This window comes from Croceibacterium xixiisoli, assembly GCF_009827305.1.
Classification (GTDB): Bacteria; Pseudomonadota; Alphaproteobacteria; order Sphingomonadales; family Sphingomonadaceae; genus Croceibacterium_C; species Croceibacterium_C xixiisoli.
This window is the reverse complement of sequence record NZ_WTYJ01000001.1, coordinates 352,144-367,386: the sequence shown is the minus strand read 5'-3', so window position 1 is coordinate 367,386 and position 15,243 is coordinate 352,144. Positions and strand designations below refer to the sequence as shown.

Sequence of the window (15,243 nt, the reverse complement as noted above, 5' to 3'; positions counted from 1 at the left end):
AGCCGCTATTGCCAATCCGTCAGGATCGGGCTGGCATAGCCCCATTCGCCATAGAGTTCAGCCAGGGTGCGGATGAACATCGCCAGTTGCGGTGAGGTGTCGTCGCGACGATGGCTGAGCACGACCGGGGATGTGACGGCCGGGCGGATCGGGCGGCAGATCACTTCGGGATGCACCAGTCGGCGCGCCGAAGCGGGGATCAGGCAAGCGCCCATTCCGGCGGCGACCATGATCAGCGCGGTCTGGACTTCGCGCACTTCGATCGGGCGATCGAGCTGGATGCCGACATCGCGGAAGATCGACACAATGGAGTCGGCATAGCTGGGCCGGGGATCGCGGGGATAGAGGATCACCCGATGGCGGGCGACCTCTGCAAGGCTGACCGGATCGCCGGCCTGACCCTCAGCAGACTGGGCCGGCGGCATGGCGGCCAGCACCTCTTCTTCCCGCAGAACCTCCCGCTGGATGCCCGCATCCTCGACCCGCATGCGCCCCAGCCCCGCATCGATCCGCCCCTCCTTCAACGCCAGCACCTGTTCCAGGCTGCTCATCTCGCTCAGGACAAAATCGATATCGGGCGCCAGCTGCTGATAGCGGCGGATCACCTCCGGCAAGCGATCGTGAAAGCCTGACGGGATCAGCCCCAGCACGAAGCGAGGGCGTTCCGCCTGCACGAAACGCTTCATCGTGCCGGCCATTTCGTCCACCCGCTGCAGCACCTGCAGCGCCTGTTCGTGAAACAGCCGCCCGGCCGGCGTGAGCGTGAGTGGCCGGCTGTCACGATTGAACAGCGGCACCCCGAGCTGTTCCTCGATTTCCTGGATGCGCCGGCTCAGCGGCGGCTGGCTCATGTTGAGCCGGGCGGCCGCGGCGGTGAAGCTGCGCTCGCTGGCCACCGTGACGAAATAGCGCAGTTTCTTGACGTCCACCCCGGTAGCTCCTTCGCCATCCCATTATACCCAAACGGCATGATGAGAAACCAAGACGGTGTTTTGCTGCAGCGGGCCAAGAAGATATCGGCCAGCATTCCCCTCAATTCATCGAATATACGGATCGACCATGCATCGCCATACCGGGTGGACCGCCCGTTCCCCGCACAGGTTTTCAGCGTGGACGGCCCATGGTTTGCGAGCAAACAGCGCTCCGGATGAGGCCGCAACTCCATACCTTGGCCGAACCCTGCGCCTTCTGGCACCCCTTTTGCTGAGCGGCTGTGTTGCCGTGCCCCAGCTGGACCCGGCGCAGCGCGTGATAGAGCCGCAGCAGTTCGATGCCGATCAGGCGCTGGCCGCTCCGCTGGCTGAATGGCCGACCGACGAATGGTGGCATCGCTATGGCGACAGCCAGCTGGACGCGCTGATCGCGCAGGGCATTGCCCATGCTCCAACGCTGGCTGTGGCGGAGGCGCGCATCCGCCGGGCCGAGGCACGCATCTCCAACGCCCGGTCCGCCAATGCGCCGCAGATCGATGCCGGTGCCTCCTTCGCCCAGGCCAAGGCCAGCTATTGGAATGGCGTCCCCTATAGCGGGGTGCCCAAGGGGGTGAACGATGCCGCCGCCGTTCGGCTCAGCCTGGACTGGACGCTGGATTTCTTCGGCCGCAACCGGGCCGCAATCGCCGCCGCATCATCCGCGGCGGAAGCGGCCAGAGCCGAAGGGGCGCAGGCGCGCCTGCTGCTGACCACTGCGATTGCCGGCAGCTATGCCGGATTGCTGGGTGAAATGCGGGAAGAAGCGCTCGCCCGCGCCACGCTGGACGCGCGTGACCGAACGGCACAGCTGGTCACGCAGCGCCGCGAACAGGGGCTGGAGACGCTCGCATCCGAAGCCCAGGCCCGCAGCGCCGCCGAAACCGCACGGCTCGAACTGGTTCAAGCCACAGAGGCCATCGCCCTGACCCGGCTGGAAATCGCCGAACTGACCGGCCAGGGGCCGGATCAGGGGCTGCGCATCGGCAGGCCGGCGGAACCGGAGCTTCCCGGTTTTGGCCTGCCTTCGCAAATCCCGGCCGATCTGATCGGCAGGCGCCCCGATCTGCGCGCGGCGCGGTTGCGTGTCGAAGCACAAGCGGCGGCCATCGATCAGGCCAGGGCCGGATTCTACCCCAGCATCAATCTGTCGGCCTTTATCGGGCCCCAGATCCTGGGGCTGGATCATATTTTCGATGCCGGTTCGATCGCGGGCAGCGCCGGCCCGGCGATCCATCTGCCGATTTTCCACGGCGGGGCGCTGCAGGCCGAATATCGCGGAGCCAGAGCCGATTATGATGAGGCGGTCGTTGTCTACAACCAGACGCTGCTGCATGCGCTGGGCGAAACCGCCCGGATCGTGGCCAGCCTGCGCTCGCTGGAGGATCAGCTGGCCCATGCGCTCGCGGCGCAGGAGGCTGCCGAAACGGCCTATACCGCCGCCTCCGCCCGCTATCGCGGCGGCCTGCTCAACTACATCAACGTCCTGTCGGCCGAAAACATGGTCATCGCCACCCGATCGACCGTCAATCGCCTGCAAACCCGCCGTTTCGAGCTTGATGTCGCGCTGGTGCGCGCCCTCGGCGGCGGTGTCTGACCCCCTTGCGCCCCGGAACAAGCCCTATGTCCTCCCTACCGCCCGCTCCCGACACCGCCACCCCCCAACCCGGCTGGATCCGCCTCGCCCCCTGGATCATCATCGCTCTGGTCCTCATCGCGATCGGTGTGATTGCCGGCCAATGGGGCCGGTTCGAGGCGGACCGGGCCATCCAGGTTACCGACAATGCCTCCATCCAGAATGATGCCGTGGTGCTCGATTCGCGCGCGGCCGGCTATGTGCGCACGGTGGCGTTTTCCGACTTCCAGCATGTCCGCAAAGGGCAATTGCTGGTGCAGCTGGAGGATGAGGAGTTTCGCGCCGATGTGTTGCGGGCCGAGGCCGCGCTGGCGCGGGCGCAGGCCACGCTGGACAATCTGGCGAACGAATTGGCCGCCCAGCGCGCCATGGTTGCCCAGGCCCGCGCCAATGCCCGGAGCGACAGCAGCAAATTGCAGCTGGCCGAAGCGGACGATCAGCGCTTCGCCGCCCTTGCCAGCACCGGCGCCGTCACCGGGCAGGAGGCGGACAGCGCCCGGGCCAATGCGGGCGCCATCCGCGCCGCCCAGGCGGGCAGTGTTGCCGCCGTCGAATTGCAGAACCGCCAGCTCGATGTGCTGGCCGGCACGCGCGAACAGCGCCAGGCCGATGTGCTGGCCGCGCGGGCGGAACTGGCCCGGGCCCGGATCGCGCTGTCCTTCACCCGCATCATCGCACCGGCCGACGGGATCGTCGGCCAGCGGCATGTGCAGCCCGGCAGCCTGCTGGCACCGGGCACGGCGGTGGCCAATTTCGTGCCGGAGACGCCGCCCTATGTGGTCGCCAATTACAAGGAGACCCAGCTTTCGCGGATCGCGCCGGGCCAGCAGGTGGATATCACCATCGACAGCTACCCCGGTGAGGTGCTGCATGGCCGCGTATCCCGGCTGGCCCCGGCCAGCGGCGCCACCTTCGCCGCCATCCCGGCCGACAATGCCACCGGCAATTTCACCAAGGTCACCCAGCGCGTGCCGCTGCGGATCGACCTGCTGCCGGATCAGCCACTCGCCGCGCGCCTGCGGGCCGGCATGTCCGCCACCACGCGGATCATCACCCGGTGACATCGACCGGCGCCATCCGGCGGGTCGGCCTGTTCAGCGCGCCCATGCTGTCCGCCCCGGCCCGATCCTGGCCCATCGGCGCCGCGATCACCATGGTGCTGGGCGCGCTGATGACCAGCCTGTTCACCCGCAGTTTCGGGATCGCCCTGGCCGACATCCGGGGCGCCTATGGGCTGAGCATCGATGAAGGCGCCTGGCTGAGCACCATCACCAATGCCGCCCAGCTGATCACTGCCCCGGCCATCCCCATGGCGGTGGCGATCTTCGGCCCCAGGCCAGTTCTGGGCATGGCGGGCGGAGCCTTCGTCCTTTCCACTTTACTGGCCCCGCTGGCGACCGCGCCCTGGATGGTGTTTGCGCTGCATCTGACAATGGGCGTGGCGCTGGGTTGCTTCGTGCCGGCCGCTCTGGCGCTGATCTTCGCCAATCTGCCACCGCGCTATTGGCTGATCGCCCTGGGGCTTTATTCCGCCCGGCTGACCTTTGCCCTGCATGGCGGCGTGTCATCCAGCGGATGGATGGTCGAAACGCTCGGCTGGCAGGCGATCTATTGGCTGGGCACTGCCCTTGGCGTCGCGTTCCTGCTGCTGGCCCATGTCAGTTTTGCCCGCCAGCCGATGAAAGACAGCCTTTGGGCCCGCACCAACAAGGGGGAGGTGGCGATGTTCTGCCTGGGGCTGACGCTGATCTTTACCGGGCTGGATCAGGGCAACCGGCTCGACTGGCTGGAATCCGGCGTCATCGTGGTACTGCTGGCGGGCGGGCTGATCCTGCTGGCCGGGGCGGTGATCTGGCAGTTCCTGTCTCCGCTGCCCTTTGCGCATCCCGATACGATGCTGAAGCACAATGTCTTCCTCGCGCTCGCGATATCCCTCTGCTTCGCCTTTACCACCGTGGCCACATCGCTGCTGATCCCCGGCTTCCTGGCCACCATCGGCCACCTCAAGGCGGTGCAGTCGGGCGCCGCGCTGTTCTGGATCGATGCGGTGCAGATCGCGGTGATCCCGCTCAGCATCTGGACCATTCGCCGGGGCTATCTGCGCCTGACACTGGCGGGCGGATTCGTGCTGGTGATGGCCGGGTGCTGGCTGGGGGCCGATGTTACCCATTTGTGGCGCGGCGATGATTTTGCCCTGGCCAGCGCGCTGATCGGCGCGGGCAATGGCGCGGTGCTGCTGACATTCATCGCGCTCGCCATCGCCAATTCCCGGCGGGAAGAGCTCGTCAATCTGGCCGCCTATATCCAGATCGTGCGGATCGTCGGGCCGGAATTCGGGCTGGCCATGGTATCGACCTTCCTGCGCAAACAGGAAGCCGCCCATGCGACCGCGATCGGCCTGCATATCGACCTGCCGCGCCTGGCCGCGCTCGTGAAGGGTGAAAGCCTGGCCACCCTGGCGGCGACGGTCAGCCGCGAGGCACATGTGCTGGCCATCGCCGACGGGTATCGATTGTGCCTGTGGGCCGCGCTGACCGGTCTGGCGCTGACCCTGTTCCTGAAACGCACCCCGCCCCACCCGCTCGCCCGTTTTGAGGCGTGACAGATGGAATTGCGCGGCCGGATCGGCTATATGACCAGCTACATGGTCAGGAGCGTGCAATGGATGCGATCAATCTGGCGGAAGCAAAGGCGCATCTGAGCGAATTGCTCGACCGCGTCGAAGCCGGCGATTCGATCGATATCACCCGCCGGGGCAGGGCGGTTGCGCGGCTCACCACCGTGACCAGTCCGCGCAAGCCGATCGATGCCGCCTTGCTGCGCGCCGTGACGGCAGCGATGCCCCCGCAATCTCGGGATGCTGCCGATCTTGTCCGCTCGATGCGCGACGATGATCGCTACTGATGCTCTATCTCGACACGTCCCTGATCGTCGCGTCGCTCTCCAATGAGGCGATGACACCGCGTGCCCAAGCCTGGCTGGCGGAACAGGATCCGGAACAACTGCTGATCAGTGACTGGACGATCACCGAAATGTCTTCCGCCATGGCCATCAAGCTGCGGACAGGGCAGATAGATCTGGAGCAGCGCGCGGCGGCGCTCGCCATGTTCAACAGGCTGATCACGGACAGTTTCACCGTGCTGAGCGTTACCGGCGCGCAGTTTCGGATGGCTGCCAGATGTGCCGATCAGCACAGCCTGGGGCTGCGTGCCGGCGATGCATTGCATCTTGCCGTCGCGTCGGAGCATGGCGCTACCCTGTATACGTTCGATGTGCGACTGGCCGATGCGGGGCCGGTGCTTGGCATTCCGGCGCAGTTGTTGTCGTGAATTCGGCCAGTCACCATGGCAGGTAATTGGTCAGACGCGCAGAACGATGCAATCGTGGCTGACTATTTTGCCATGCTGGCCAATGATCTAAGCGGCCGCCCATACAGCAAGGCCGAACATAACCGCCGACTGCAGGCGGCAATCGATCGTCCTCGTGGCTCGATAGAATACAAGCATCAGAACATCAGCGCTGTGCTCAAAGGCCTCGGGGAAGACTGGATTTCAGGCTACAAACCGGCCTTCAACTTCCAGGCAACGCTCGTTGACGCAGTAGTACGCTGGCTCAATCATCATCCAGAATGGCTCGCGCCAGCGGCGCGAATTGCAATGCAGCCATCGTCATCGACACTGCACGAACAGGGGCTCCTCTGGATCGGCCCCCCTCCGACGCACAGCAACACCCCGCCGCCAGCCGAACTCGAACAAATGGCCGCCATCGCCAGAAAGTATGATGTGGCAGAGCGCGATGCCCGCAACCGGGCCTTAGGTCGTGCAGGCGAAGAGCGCGTTCTTTCTCATGAACATGCCCAGCTGCTTGCCGCCGGTCGAACCGATCTCGCCAAGCGTATCCGCTGGGTTTCGCATGTCGATGGCGATGGTGCAGGCTATGACATTCTGAGCTTCGACACCGACGGCAGCGACAGATTGATCGAAGTTAAAACAACCAACGGTTGGGAACGGACGCCGTTTCATATCACGCGTAATGAACTGGCAGTGGCAACTGAACGCAAGAAAGATTGGCGGCTTATGCGCCTGTGGAACTTCGCCAGGGAACCACAGGCGTTTGAATTACGACCACCTCTGGAAGCGCATGTCTCGCTAATGGCCACCAGCTATCAGGCGAACATTAGATAACGGGCATCAACCGCTTAGATAAACGCCTCGCTCCTGCGCGGCTCATTCCCACTCGATCGTGCCCGGCGGCTTGCTGGTAAAATCATAGACCACGCGGTTGATGCCCTGCACTTCATTCACGATCCGCGTGGAGACGCTGGACAGGAACGACGGATCGAACGGATAGATATCCGCCGTCATACCGTCGGTGCTGGTCACGGCGCGCAGGGCGCAGACGCTGTCATAGGTGCGGTGATCACCCATCACCCCCACGGTGCGCACGGGCAGCAGCACGGCGAAGGCTTGCCAGATGGCGTCATAGAGGCCGGCCTTGCGGATTTCGTCCAGATAGACGGCATCGGCCTTGCGCAGAATGTCGCAGCGTTCCTTGGTCACTTCGCCCGGGATGCGGATCGCCAGGCCAGGCCCGGGGAACGGGTGACGGCCGACGAAGATTTCCGGCAGGCCCAGTTCACGGCCCAGCACGCGGACTTCATCCTTGAACAGTTCGCGCAGCGGTTCGACCAGCTGCATGTTCATCCGTTCGGGCAGACCGCCCACATTGTGGTGGCTCTTGATCGTGACCGAAGGCCCACCGGTGAAGGACACCGATTCGATGACATCGGGATAGAGCGTGCCCTGCGCGAGGAAATCGGCGCCGCCGATCTTCTTCGCCTCTTCCTCGAACAGATCGATGAAGGCCTTGCCAATGAACTTGCGCTTGGCTTCGGGATCGGTGACCCCGGCCAGACCGGCGAGGAACTTTTCCTCCGCGTCCAGATGGACCAGCGGGATATTGTAATGATCGCGGAACAGCGTGACGACCTGCTCTGCCTCGTTCAGGCGCATCAGCCCGTGATCGACGAAAACGCAGGTCAGCTGATCGCCGATCGCTTCATGGATCAGCACTGCGGCCACCGCGCTGTCGACCCCGCCCGAAAGGCCGCAGATCACGCGCCCGCTGCCGACCTGGCGGCGGATTTCCTCGATCTTGGTCTTGCGGAATTCGGCCATGGTCCAGTCGCCGGCGCAGCCGCAGACATGACGCACGAAATTGGCCAGCAGCTTGCCGCCGTCGGGCGTGTGGACCACTTCGGGGTGGAACTGGGTGCCGTAATATTTGCGCGCTTCATCGGCGATCACGGCGAAGGGGGCGCCATCGCTGGTGGCGACGATGCGGAAACCTTCGGCAAAGCGGGTAACCTTGTCCCCATGGCTCATCCACACCTGGTGGCGTTCGCCGACCTGCCACAGCCCGTTGAACAGGGCGCAATCCTCGGTCACGGTCAGGAAGGCGCGGCCGAATTCGCCGCCTTCGCCGGTTTCATGGCCGGGGCGGACTTCACCGCCAAGCTGATGGGTCATGACCTGCTGGCCATAGCAAATGCCGAGAATCGGCACGCCGCTGTCAAGCAGCACCTGCGGCGGGCGCGGGCTGCCGTCTTCGGGCACGCTGGCGGGCGATCCGGACAGGATGATGCCCTTGGGCTTCATCCGGTGGAAGGCTTCTTCCGCCATAGTGAAGGGGGCGATTTCGGAATAGACACCGGCTTCGCGCACACGGCGGGCGATGAGCTGGGTGACCTGGCTGCCGAAATCGACAATGAGGATGGAATCGGGAATGTTCTGGGCGTCCATGCGGGGGCGTTAGGCGTTTCGCCGGATGGCTGTCCAGCCGCTGCAGAGCGTAAAAAGCGCAAAATTCCTCTTCTGCACTGCTGATCGGCAGAAGATTGCATCATTGTGACGGCATGATTGCATAATGCGCAACACCCGGAGCATTTTTCGCGATTGCAGCATTTTGCTGCAGCGCACACAAAGATGGCACAACAAAAAACGGGATGATCGCGAAAGGCTGCCACAAACAGCCGAAGGATTTTCACATGCGCAAGTTCGTAATCGCCGCTCTCTTCGCCCTCGCCGCCGCTCCTGCCGCTGCTGCCGAAGCTCCCGCCACCGTGACCGTGCCCTTCGCCGACCTGAACCTGTCGAGCGCCGCTGGCAGCGCCACGCTGGAAGCCCGCATTTCCGCCGCCGTCAATTCGGTGTGCAAGCGCCCCAACATCCGCGACCTGAAGGCGATGCAGTCCTGGGAAGATTGCAAGGCTGAAGCCCGCACCGCCGTGCAGGGCCAGCTGGCCTACACCGGCGCCCCGGTGCAGGTTGCCAGCGCCCTCTGATTGCCAACGATAACAGATAATTAACGACCGCCTCATGGTGTTGCATAATCTGCAACAGCGATAGATGTTTTCGCATTTGCCTAATTATCTTGCGCACATCATAGGGCGGTCAAACAACAGAACACCAGGATGCTTTCGTAAGGTGCCCGACCAACAAGGAGGACACCATGGTCAATTTTTTCAAGCGCGTTTTCAACGCATATGTCGAAAATGCTGGTTCCTATCCGCTGCCGATGGCCTGGACTTTCTGATCCACGACAGCCGATATGAATGATCAGACGGCCGCCCATCGGGCGGCCGTTTTTCGTTGCGGCATCAGCGGGTGGCATCTGTGTACAAGCTGCCCATTTCGCTTGGGCTATCGCCGGCTTGTGCCTATATGCTGTGCATGACGACGACACCCGAAAACACGCCCTCCGACGCCACCCCAGCATCCAGCACTCCCGCCAGCACCCCGGCTGTCAATCAGAACAGCTATGGCGCGGAATCGATCAAGGTCCTCAAAGGCCTGGACGCCGTGCGCAAGCGCCCTGGCATGTACATTGGCGATACGGATGACGGATCGGGCCTGCACCACATGGTGTTCGAAGTGTCCGACAACGCGATTGACGAGGCGCTGGCCGGCCATTGCGATCTGGTGTTGATCGAACTGAACCCCGATGGTTCCGTTTCGGTGGAAGACAATGGCCGCGGCATTCCGGTGGACATCCACAAGGAAGAAGGCGTGTCTGCCGCAGAGGTTATCATGACCCAGCTGCACGCCGGCGGTAAGTTCGAAAACACCAGCGAAGACAATGCCTACAAGGTATCGGGCGGCCTGCACGGCGTGGGCGTGTCGGTGGTGAACGCGCTGTCCGAATGGCTGGAACTGACCATCTGGCGCGATGGCAAGGAACATTGGATGCGGTTCGAAAACGGCGATGCCGTCGGCCCGCTGGTGGTTAAGGGCGATGCCCCGGGCAAGAAGGGGACGCGCGTCACCTTCCAGGCATCGACCGAAACCTTCAAGAACGTCACCGAATTCGATTTCGAGAAGCTGGAACACCGCTATCGCGAACTGGCCTTCCTCAATTCGGGCGTCCACATCCTGCTGCGCGATCTCCGGCATGATGAGCCGGTCGAGCATGATCTCTATTACGAAGGCGGCATTGCGGCCTTCGTGAAATATCTCGACCGCAACAAACAGGCGCTGATTTCCGATCCCATTTCCGTTTCCGCGGAAAAGGAAGGGATTGGCATCGATGTCGCGCTGGAATGGAACGACAGCTACTATGAAAACGTGCTGTGTTTCACCAACAACATCCCGCAGCGGGATGGCGGCACCCATCTGGCCGCCTTCCGCGCCGCGCTGACCCGCACGCTGAACAATTACGCGGCAACGACGGGCCAGATGAAGAAGGAAAAGGTCCAGCTGACCGGCGAGGATATGCGCGAAGGCCTGACCGCCATCGTCAGCGTGAAACTGCCCGATCCCAAATTCAGCAGCCAGACGAAAGACAAGCTGGTCAGTTCCGAAGTGCGCCAGCCACTGGAAAGCCTGATCGGTGAGAAGATCACCGAATGGCTGGAAGAAAACCCGGCCAACGGCAAGGAAATCGTTCAGAAGATCATCGAGGCTGCCGCCGCGCGCGAAGCCGCCAAGCGGGCGCGCGAGCTTACCCGCCGCAAGGGCGCGATGGATATCGCCAGCCTGCCGGGCAAACTCTCCGATTGCCGCGAGCGCGATCCCTCGCTGTGCGAACTGTTCCTGGTCGAAGGTGATTCCGCCGGCGGTTCAGCCAAGAGCGGGCGTGACAGCCAGTATCAGGCGATCCTGCCCCTGCGCGGCAAGATCCTGAACGTGGAACGCGCCCGGTTTGACCGGATCATCGGATCGAAGGAAGTCGGCACGCTGATCCAGGCGATGGGCACGGGCCTGCGTGACGAATTCACGCTGGACAAGCTACGCTATCACAAGATCGTCATCATGACCGACGCTGACGTCGATGGCGCGCATATCCGCACGCTGCTGCTGACCTTCTTCCATCGCCAGATGCCCGAAATCATCAAGGCCGGGCATCTGTTCATCGCCCAGCCGCCGCTGTTCAAGGTCAGCAAGGGCCGCAGCGAGGTCTATCTCAAGGATCAGCCCGCGCTTGATCGCTATCTGGTGGAGGCCGGCCTGCAGGGCCGCATCCTGGAAACCACCCACGGCGCGCGCAGCGGCCCCGATCTGCAGGCGCTGGTGGATGAAGCGCTGCGGCTGAAGAGCCTGATGGGCTTCGTGCCGCGCAAATATGATCCCGTGGTGATCGAAGCGGCAGCCTTGGCCCGCGCGCTCGATCCCGATTTCACGACCGAGCAGCGCAATGAAGCCCTCACCCGCGCGGCGGCCCAGCTGCAATTGGGTGACAGCGAAGCGGCCTGGTCCGCCCGCGTCACCGATGATGGTACGCTGCGGTTCGACAGGCTGTGGCGTGGGGTCACCGACACCCATCTGATCGACGCCGGCTTCGTGGTCGGCGCCGAGGCGCGCAAGCTGCACAAGCTGACCCAGGACATGGGCGATATCTACGCCGCGCCATCGCGCCTGACGCGCGGCACGGCAGAGCCCGAGCCTGAGCCAGAACCCGTCGCCACCGAAGACACCCCGGCCGAGGAAGAAAACGCCCCCGCCACCCGCGCCGTCGCCGGCGACGGCATGATCACCCTGCCCAGCCAGCTGCTGGCGGCGGTGATGGCCAATGGCCGCAAGGGCCTGTCGATTTCCCGTTACAAGGGCCTGGGCGAAATGAACGCCGAACAGCTGTGGGAAACCACGCTGGACCCGGACAATCGCGTGCTGCTGCAGGTCAAGGTCGAAGACGCGGACGTCACCGACGAGATCTTCACCCGCCTGATGGGCGACGTGGTCGAACCCCGCCGCGACTTCATCCAGCAGAACGCGCTGAACGTCGCCAATCTGGACGTTTGAGAGGCTGCGAGGGGGCGGGTTTCTTCGGTTTGGGGAAGCGTCGCCTTCCGGAGGAATGAGGACTGCGTAGTTGCTGAAGGAAGATCGCGAGCCGGTGTTCCTGGCAGCTATGCGGCCCTATTGGCGGATTGTGCCAAGTCCGGAATATCGGCGGCATTTCTGGCCAACACCCGACCTGAAGTGCTCGACATGGCAACATGATCGCCACAGCGCACGCACCACACGGCTGTCGGCTGTGATTGACGTGGGCGCACCGTTTTCCTAAGCGCGCGCCCACATCATCAACCCACGGGGTGTCCTGGCGCTGTCAGGGCTGAGAGGCGGATCGCGGCGCATTCCAGCGTCCAGTCTGCAAACCCGCGAACCTGATCCGGTTCATGCCGGCGGAGGAATAGGGACCATGCGAAGCGAAGGCACTCGTTCGCCTGCGGTTTTCACGCTACTCGGCGCTGGCCTTTTCATGGCCATGCCCACCCCGACCTATGCTGAGGAAGCGCCCGCTGAAGACGCCATCATCGTCACCGCGCGCGGTCGGCCCGAGGCGCAGATCGCGGTGCCCGATAGCGTGACCGTGTTTACGCCGGACGACATCGCCCGCCGCAGACTGACCACCATCGACGACTTCATCGCCGAAACGCCCGGCGTGTTCATGATCAACGATCAGGACCCCGGCACCAACATGATCACGGTGCGCGGCGTTTCCACCAACCGCAATCAGTCGCCGTCGATCGCCTATGTGGTGGACGGGCTGGCCCTGCCCGATTCCGAGCTATTCACGCTGCGCACCTATGACGTGGCGCGCGTGGAAATTCTGAAAGGCCCCCAGGGCGCGCTCTTCGGCCGATCGGCATCGGGCGGCGCGGTGAACATTGCCACGAACGACCCCACCGAGGTGGCAGGCGGCATGGCGTCGGTCGGGGTGGGTAACGGTTTCACCTGGACAGCGGACGGTGTGATCAACGCACCCGTATCGGACAGGGTGCAACTGCGCCTCGCCGGATCCTTCCGCGACAGCGACGGGTTCATCCGCAACAGCTATCTCGGCAAGAAGGTGGACGGGTTCACCAGCCGAAACCTGCGCCTGAAAGCCAATATCGCGCTTTCCGAGACAAGCGCGCTCAAGCTGCGCTTCGGCTGGGCGAATGAAGAAGGCGGCGCGGCGTATATCTCGTCAGAGAATGTGACCGGGCGCAATGGCGGCCGCCTCTCGGGTGCGATCCTGACCGACCCCCAGGGCGATTTCGAGGGCCGCGCGTCGCGCAATTGGTGGGGCGCGCAGGCGACCATCGAGCAGGAACTGGGCGACACATTAATGCTCAGCTGGTCGGGCGGTTACGACCATTACCACAAGGACTTCGTGGAGGAACTGGACTTCCGCCCCGATACCCCCGTCACGCTGGACGGCCTGCCGCTGTTCCCGGACGGTATCCAGCCCATCTCTCAACCGGTCGATATCGAGGCATGGACCAGCGAATTGCGCCTGACCTCGCAAGCGGCCGGGCCGCTGCGGTGGCACGCGGGCTTCTTCTTCCAGCGGCTTGAGCGCGACCGGACCGACGATCTCGGCCCGTTGCTGTTCGGCGCCGAACCGCAGCGCGCCGAGACGCGGTCCAATCAGATCGGCCTCTTCGCCCAGGCCAACTATGATGTGCTGCCCACGCTCGAAGCGACGCTGGGCATTCGTTATGACCGCGACGATCGCAAGGAGGATACGGTCGGCACCGAAACCGCGACGACCTATGCCCGCCGAGCGCAGATTTTCGACAAGTGGCAGCCGAAGGTCTCGCTCGCCTGGCATCCGACGCAGGACTTCACCGCCTATGTCACCGGCAGCATCGGCTTCAAGTCGGGGGGCTTCAACCCGCTTCCCGGTGCATCGGACATCTGGACCGCCAATTTCGCGGCCGAAACCGTCGAATCGCTGGAAGCCGGCATCAAGGCCCGCTTGGCCGACGGGCGCGTTCGCCTGGCGCTGGCAGGCTTCGTCACCGACTACAGCAATTTCCAGAACACCGTTTTCCTCGGCAATTCGGTGGTCCTCTCTGTGCCGAAGGTCAACGTCCACGGGCTCGAGGCCTCGGCGCAGGCCGAACTCGGTCTCGGCTTCCGCGTCGATGGCGCCGCCGCATGGACGCGCAGCCGTGTGGGCCACTACACCACACCAAACCCCACGTCCGAACCCGGCGAACCGCTGATCGTCGACCTGACTGGCAAGCGCACGCCCAATGCGCCCGACTGGACGCTGAACGGAGGCATTGGCTGGCAGGGCGACGCCGGACCCGCCAAGGTCGATGCGCGCCTCAGCGTCGCCTATGTTTCGCGCGTGGACTTCGAGATCGACAATATCCTGCACACCCCGGGCTACACTTCGGTGGACGGCCGGGTCGGTATCGATCTCGGTCCGTGGGGCCTGGAGATCTGGGCGAAGAATCTCTTCGACAAGCGCTGGGCGATCTCGGCTTTCGGCCAGCAGCAACTGCCGCTGCTCCTCGGCCTTGGCCCCAACGGCCCGTTCGACAGCTTCACGATCAACCCCGGCCGCCAGTTCGGCGTCGGCGCCACACGCCGCTTCTAAGGACTACCAGCCCATGAGCTTCTGCGACACGATCTGGCAGGAAATTGCCCCGCTGCGCCGTGCGATCCTGGCCCAGCCCTTCCTTGCGGAGCTTGCCGATGGCTCGCTGCCGCCCGAAAGCTTCCGGCATTACATGCTGCAGGACAGCCTATACCTTGCCGAATATGCCCGCGTGCTGGCGATCGCGGCCGCGCGCGCGCCCACGTCTGCGGGACGCCTCGAATTCTCGGACGGGGCCAAGGTCGCGGTGCAGGTGGAAGAGGCGCTGCACCAGGCCTTTTTCGTACAGTTCGGCGTCACCCCCGAAATGGTTCGGCAGGCTGAGGCGACGCCCGCATGCCTTGGCTACACCAACTACCTCGCCAGCCTTGCCGCAACGCGCAGCTACGAGGAACTGATCGCGGGCATCCTCCCCTGCTTCTGGGTTTATTGGGAAGTCGGCTGCGAGATCAAGCCGCGGGCTGCCTCTCCCAATCCGTACGCAGCATGGATCGACACCTACGCCGCTCCCTCCTTCGGTGAAGCAACCGATCGCGTTCGCGCGCTGGTGGACGAGGCCGCCGACAACGCCACCCCGGCAACCCGCGCCGTCATGGCGACCGCCTTCCGCAACGCCACGCGCTACGAATGGATGTTCTGGGATTCCGCCTACCGGCGTGAGACCTGGCCGATCTGAGCGGTTCCTTCGAGGCTTCATTCACTCGGCACTGTGGCCCAAGCGCCCCGGCCAGTCGCCACCAGAGCGATAGTCACCAAGCCGGATCCGCC

12 protein-coding genes and 1 riboswitch are annotated in these 15,243 nt (G+C 64.0%); of the genes, 10 read left to right on the top strand and 2 right to left on the bottom strand.

All coding sequences use genetic code 11. The features are described 5' to 3' along the window. Positions 1-5: 5 nt before the first annotated feature. Positions 6-929, bottom strand: coding sequence for a LysR family transcriptional regulator (locus GRI97_RS01705; protein WP_328598478.1), 924 nt, complete (start codon positions 927-929; stop codon positions 6-8). Between the two features lie 130 nt (positions 930-1,059). Between GRI97_RS01705 and GRI97_RS01700 the strand changes: the two genes are divergently transcribed. From GRI97_RS01700 to GRI97_RS01675, 6 genes are read left to right on the top strand one after another with little or no spacing between them, the layout of a single operon-like run. Beyond that, positions 1,060-2,565 carry an efflux transporter outer membrane subunit gene (locus tag GRI97_RS01700; protein ID WP_268891142.1) on the top strand — a complete coding sequence of 502 codons (1,506 nt, stop codon included), beginning with the start codon at positions 1,060-1,062 and terminating at the stop codon, positions 2,563-2,565. Between the two features lie 26 nt (positions 2,566-2,591). After that, positions 2,592-3,665: an HlyD family secretion protein gene (locus GRI97_RS01695; protein WP_161389411.1), complete on the top strand. Its 1,074-nt coding sequence runs from the start codon at positions 2,592-2,594 to the stop codon at positions 3,663-3,665. Continuing rightward, on the top strand, positions 3,662-5,206 hold the full coding sequence (locus GRI97_RS01690) for an MFS transporter (protein WP_161389410.1): 1,545 nt from the start codon (positions 3,662-3,664) through the stop codon (positions 5,204-5,206). The genes GRI97_RS01695 and GRI97_RS01690 overlap by 4 nt, the downstream gene beginning before the upstream one ends. A gap of 59 nt (positions 5,207-5,265) precedes the next feature. Further along, complete coding sequence (locus GRI97_RS01685; protein ID WP_161389409.1) at positions 5,266-5,508, top strand: type II toxin-antitoxin system Phd/YefM family antitoxin; 243 nt, start codon at positions 5,266-5,268, stop codon at positions 5,506-5,508. Next, entirely contained in the window at positions 5,508-5,933 is a 426-nt protein-coding gene (locus GRI97_RS01680) for a type II toxin-antitoxin system VapC family toxin (RefSeq protein WP_161389408.1), read from the top strand. Before GRI97_RS01685 ends, GRI97_RS01680 begins: the two co-directional genes overlap by 1 nt. Before the next feature lie 15 nt (positions 5,934-5,948). Further along, the gene (locus GRI97_RS01675) at positions 5,949-6,788 is read left to right on the top strand and encodes a DUF3883 domain-containing protein (protein WP_161389407.1); all 840 of its coding nucleotides are present in this window, start codon (positions 5,949-5,951) and stop codon (positions 6,786-6,788) included. A 42-nt stretch (positions 6,789-6,830) separates the two neighbouring features. Here the strand turns inward: GRI97_RS01675 and guaA are convergent, their stop codons facing one another. Continuing rightward, the gene (gene guaA, locus GRI97_RS01670; protein ID WP_161389406.1) at positions 6,831-8,405 is read right to left on the bottom strand and encodes a glutamine-hydrolyzing GMP synthase; all 1,575 of its coding nucleotides are present in this window, start codon (positions 8,403-8,405) and stop codon (positions 6,831-6,833) included. 245 nt (positions 8,406-8,650) lie between these two features. Here guaA and GRI97_RS01665 point away from each other — a divergent pair, with 245 nt between their 5' ends. The 4 genes from GRI97_RS01665 (at position 8,651) to tenA (ending at position 15,151) form a co-directional block, all read left to right on the top strand. After that, positions 8,651-8,947, top strand: a complete 297-nt coding sequence (locus tag GRI97_RS01665) for a UrcA family protein (RefSeq protein WP_161389405.1) — start codon at positions 8,651-8,653, stop codon at positions 8,945-8,947. A 379-nt stretch (positions 8,948-9,326) separates the two neighbouring features. Continuing rightward, positions 9,327-11,900, top strand: coding sequence for a DNA topoisomerase (ATP-hydrolyzing) subunit B (gene gyrB / locus GRI97_RS01660; protein ID WP_161389404.1), 2,574 nt, complete (start codon positions 9,327-9,329; stop codon positions 11,898-11,900). 279 nt (positions 11,901-12,179) lie between these two features. Then, positions 12,180-12,309, top strand: a riboswitch (TPP riboswitch). 51 nt (positions 12,310-12,360) lie between these two features. Beyond that, the gene (locus GRI97_RS01655) at positions 12,361-14,475 is read left to right on the top strand and encodes a TonB-dependent receptor (protein ID WP_161389403.1); all 2,115 of its coding nucleotides are present in this window, start codon (positions 12,361-12,363) and stop codon (positions 14,473-14,475) included. 13 nt (positions 14,476-14,488) lie between these two features. Beyond that, a complete protein-coding gene (tenA, locus tag GRI97_RS01650) occupies positions 14,489-15,151 on the top strand; it encodes a thiaminase II (protein ID WP_161389402.1) in 663 nt (220 codons plus the stop codon). Positions 15,152-15,243: the final 92 nt, after the last annotated feature.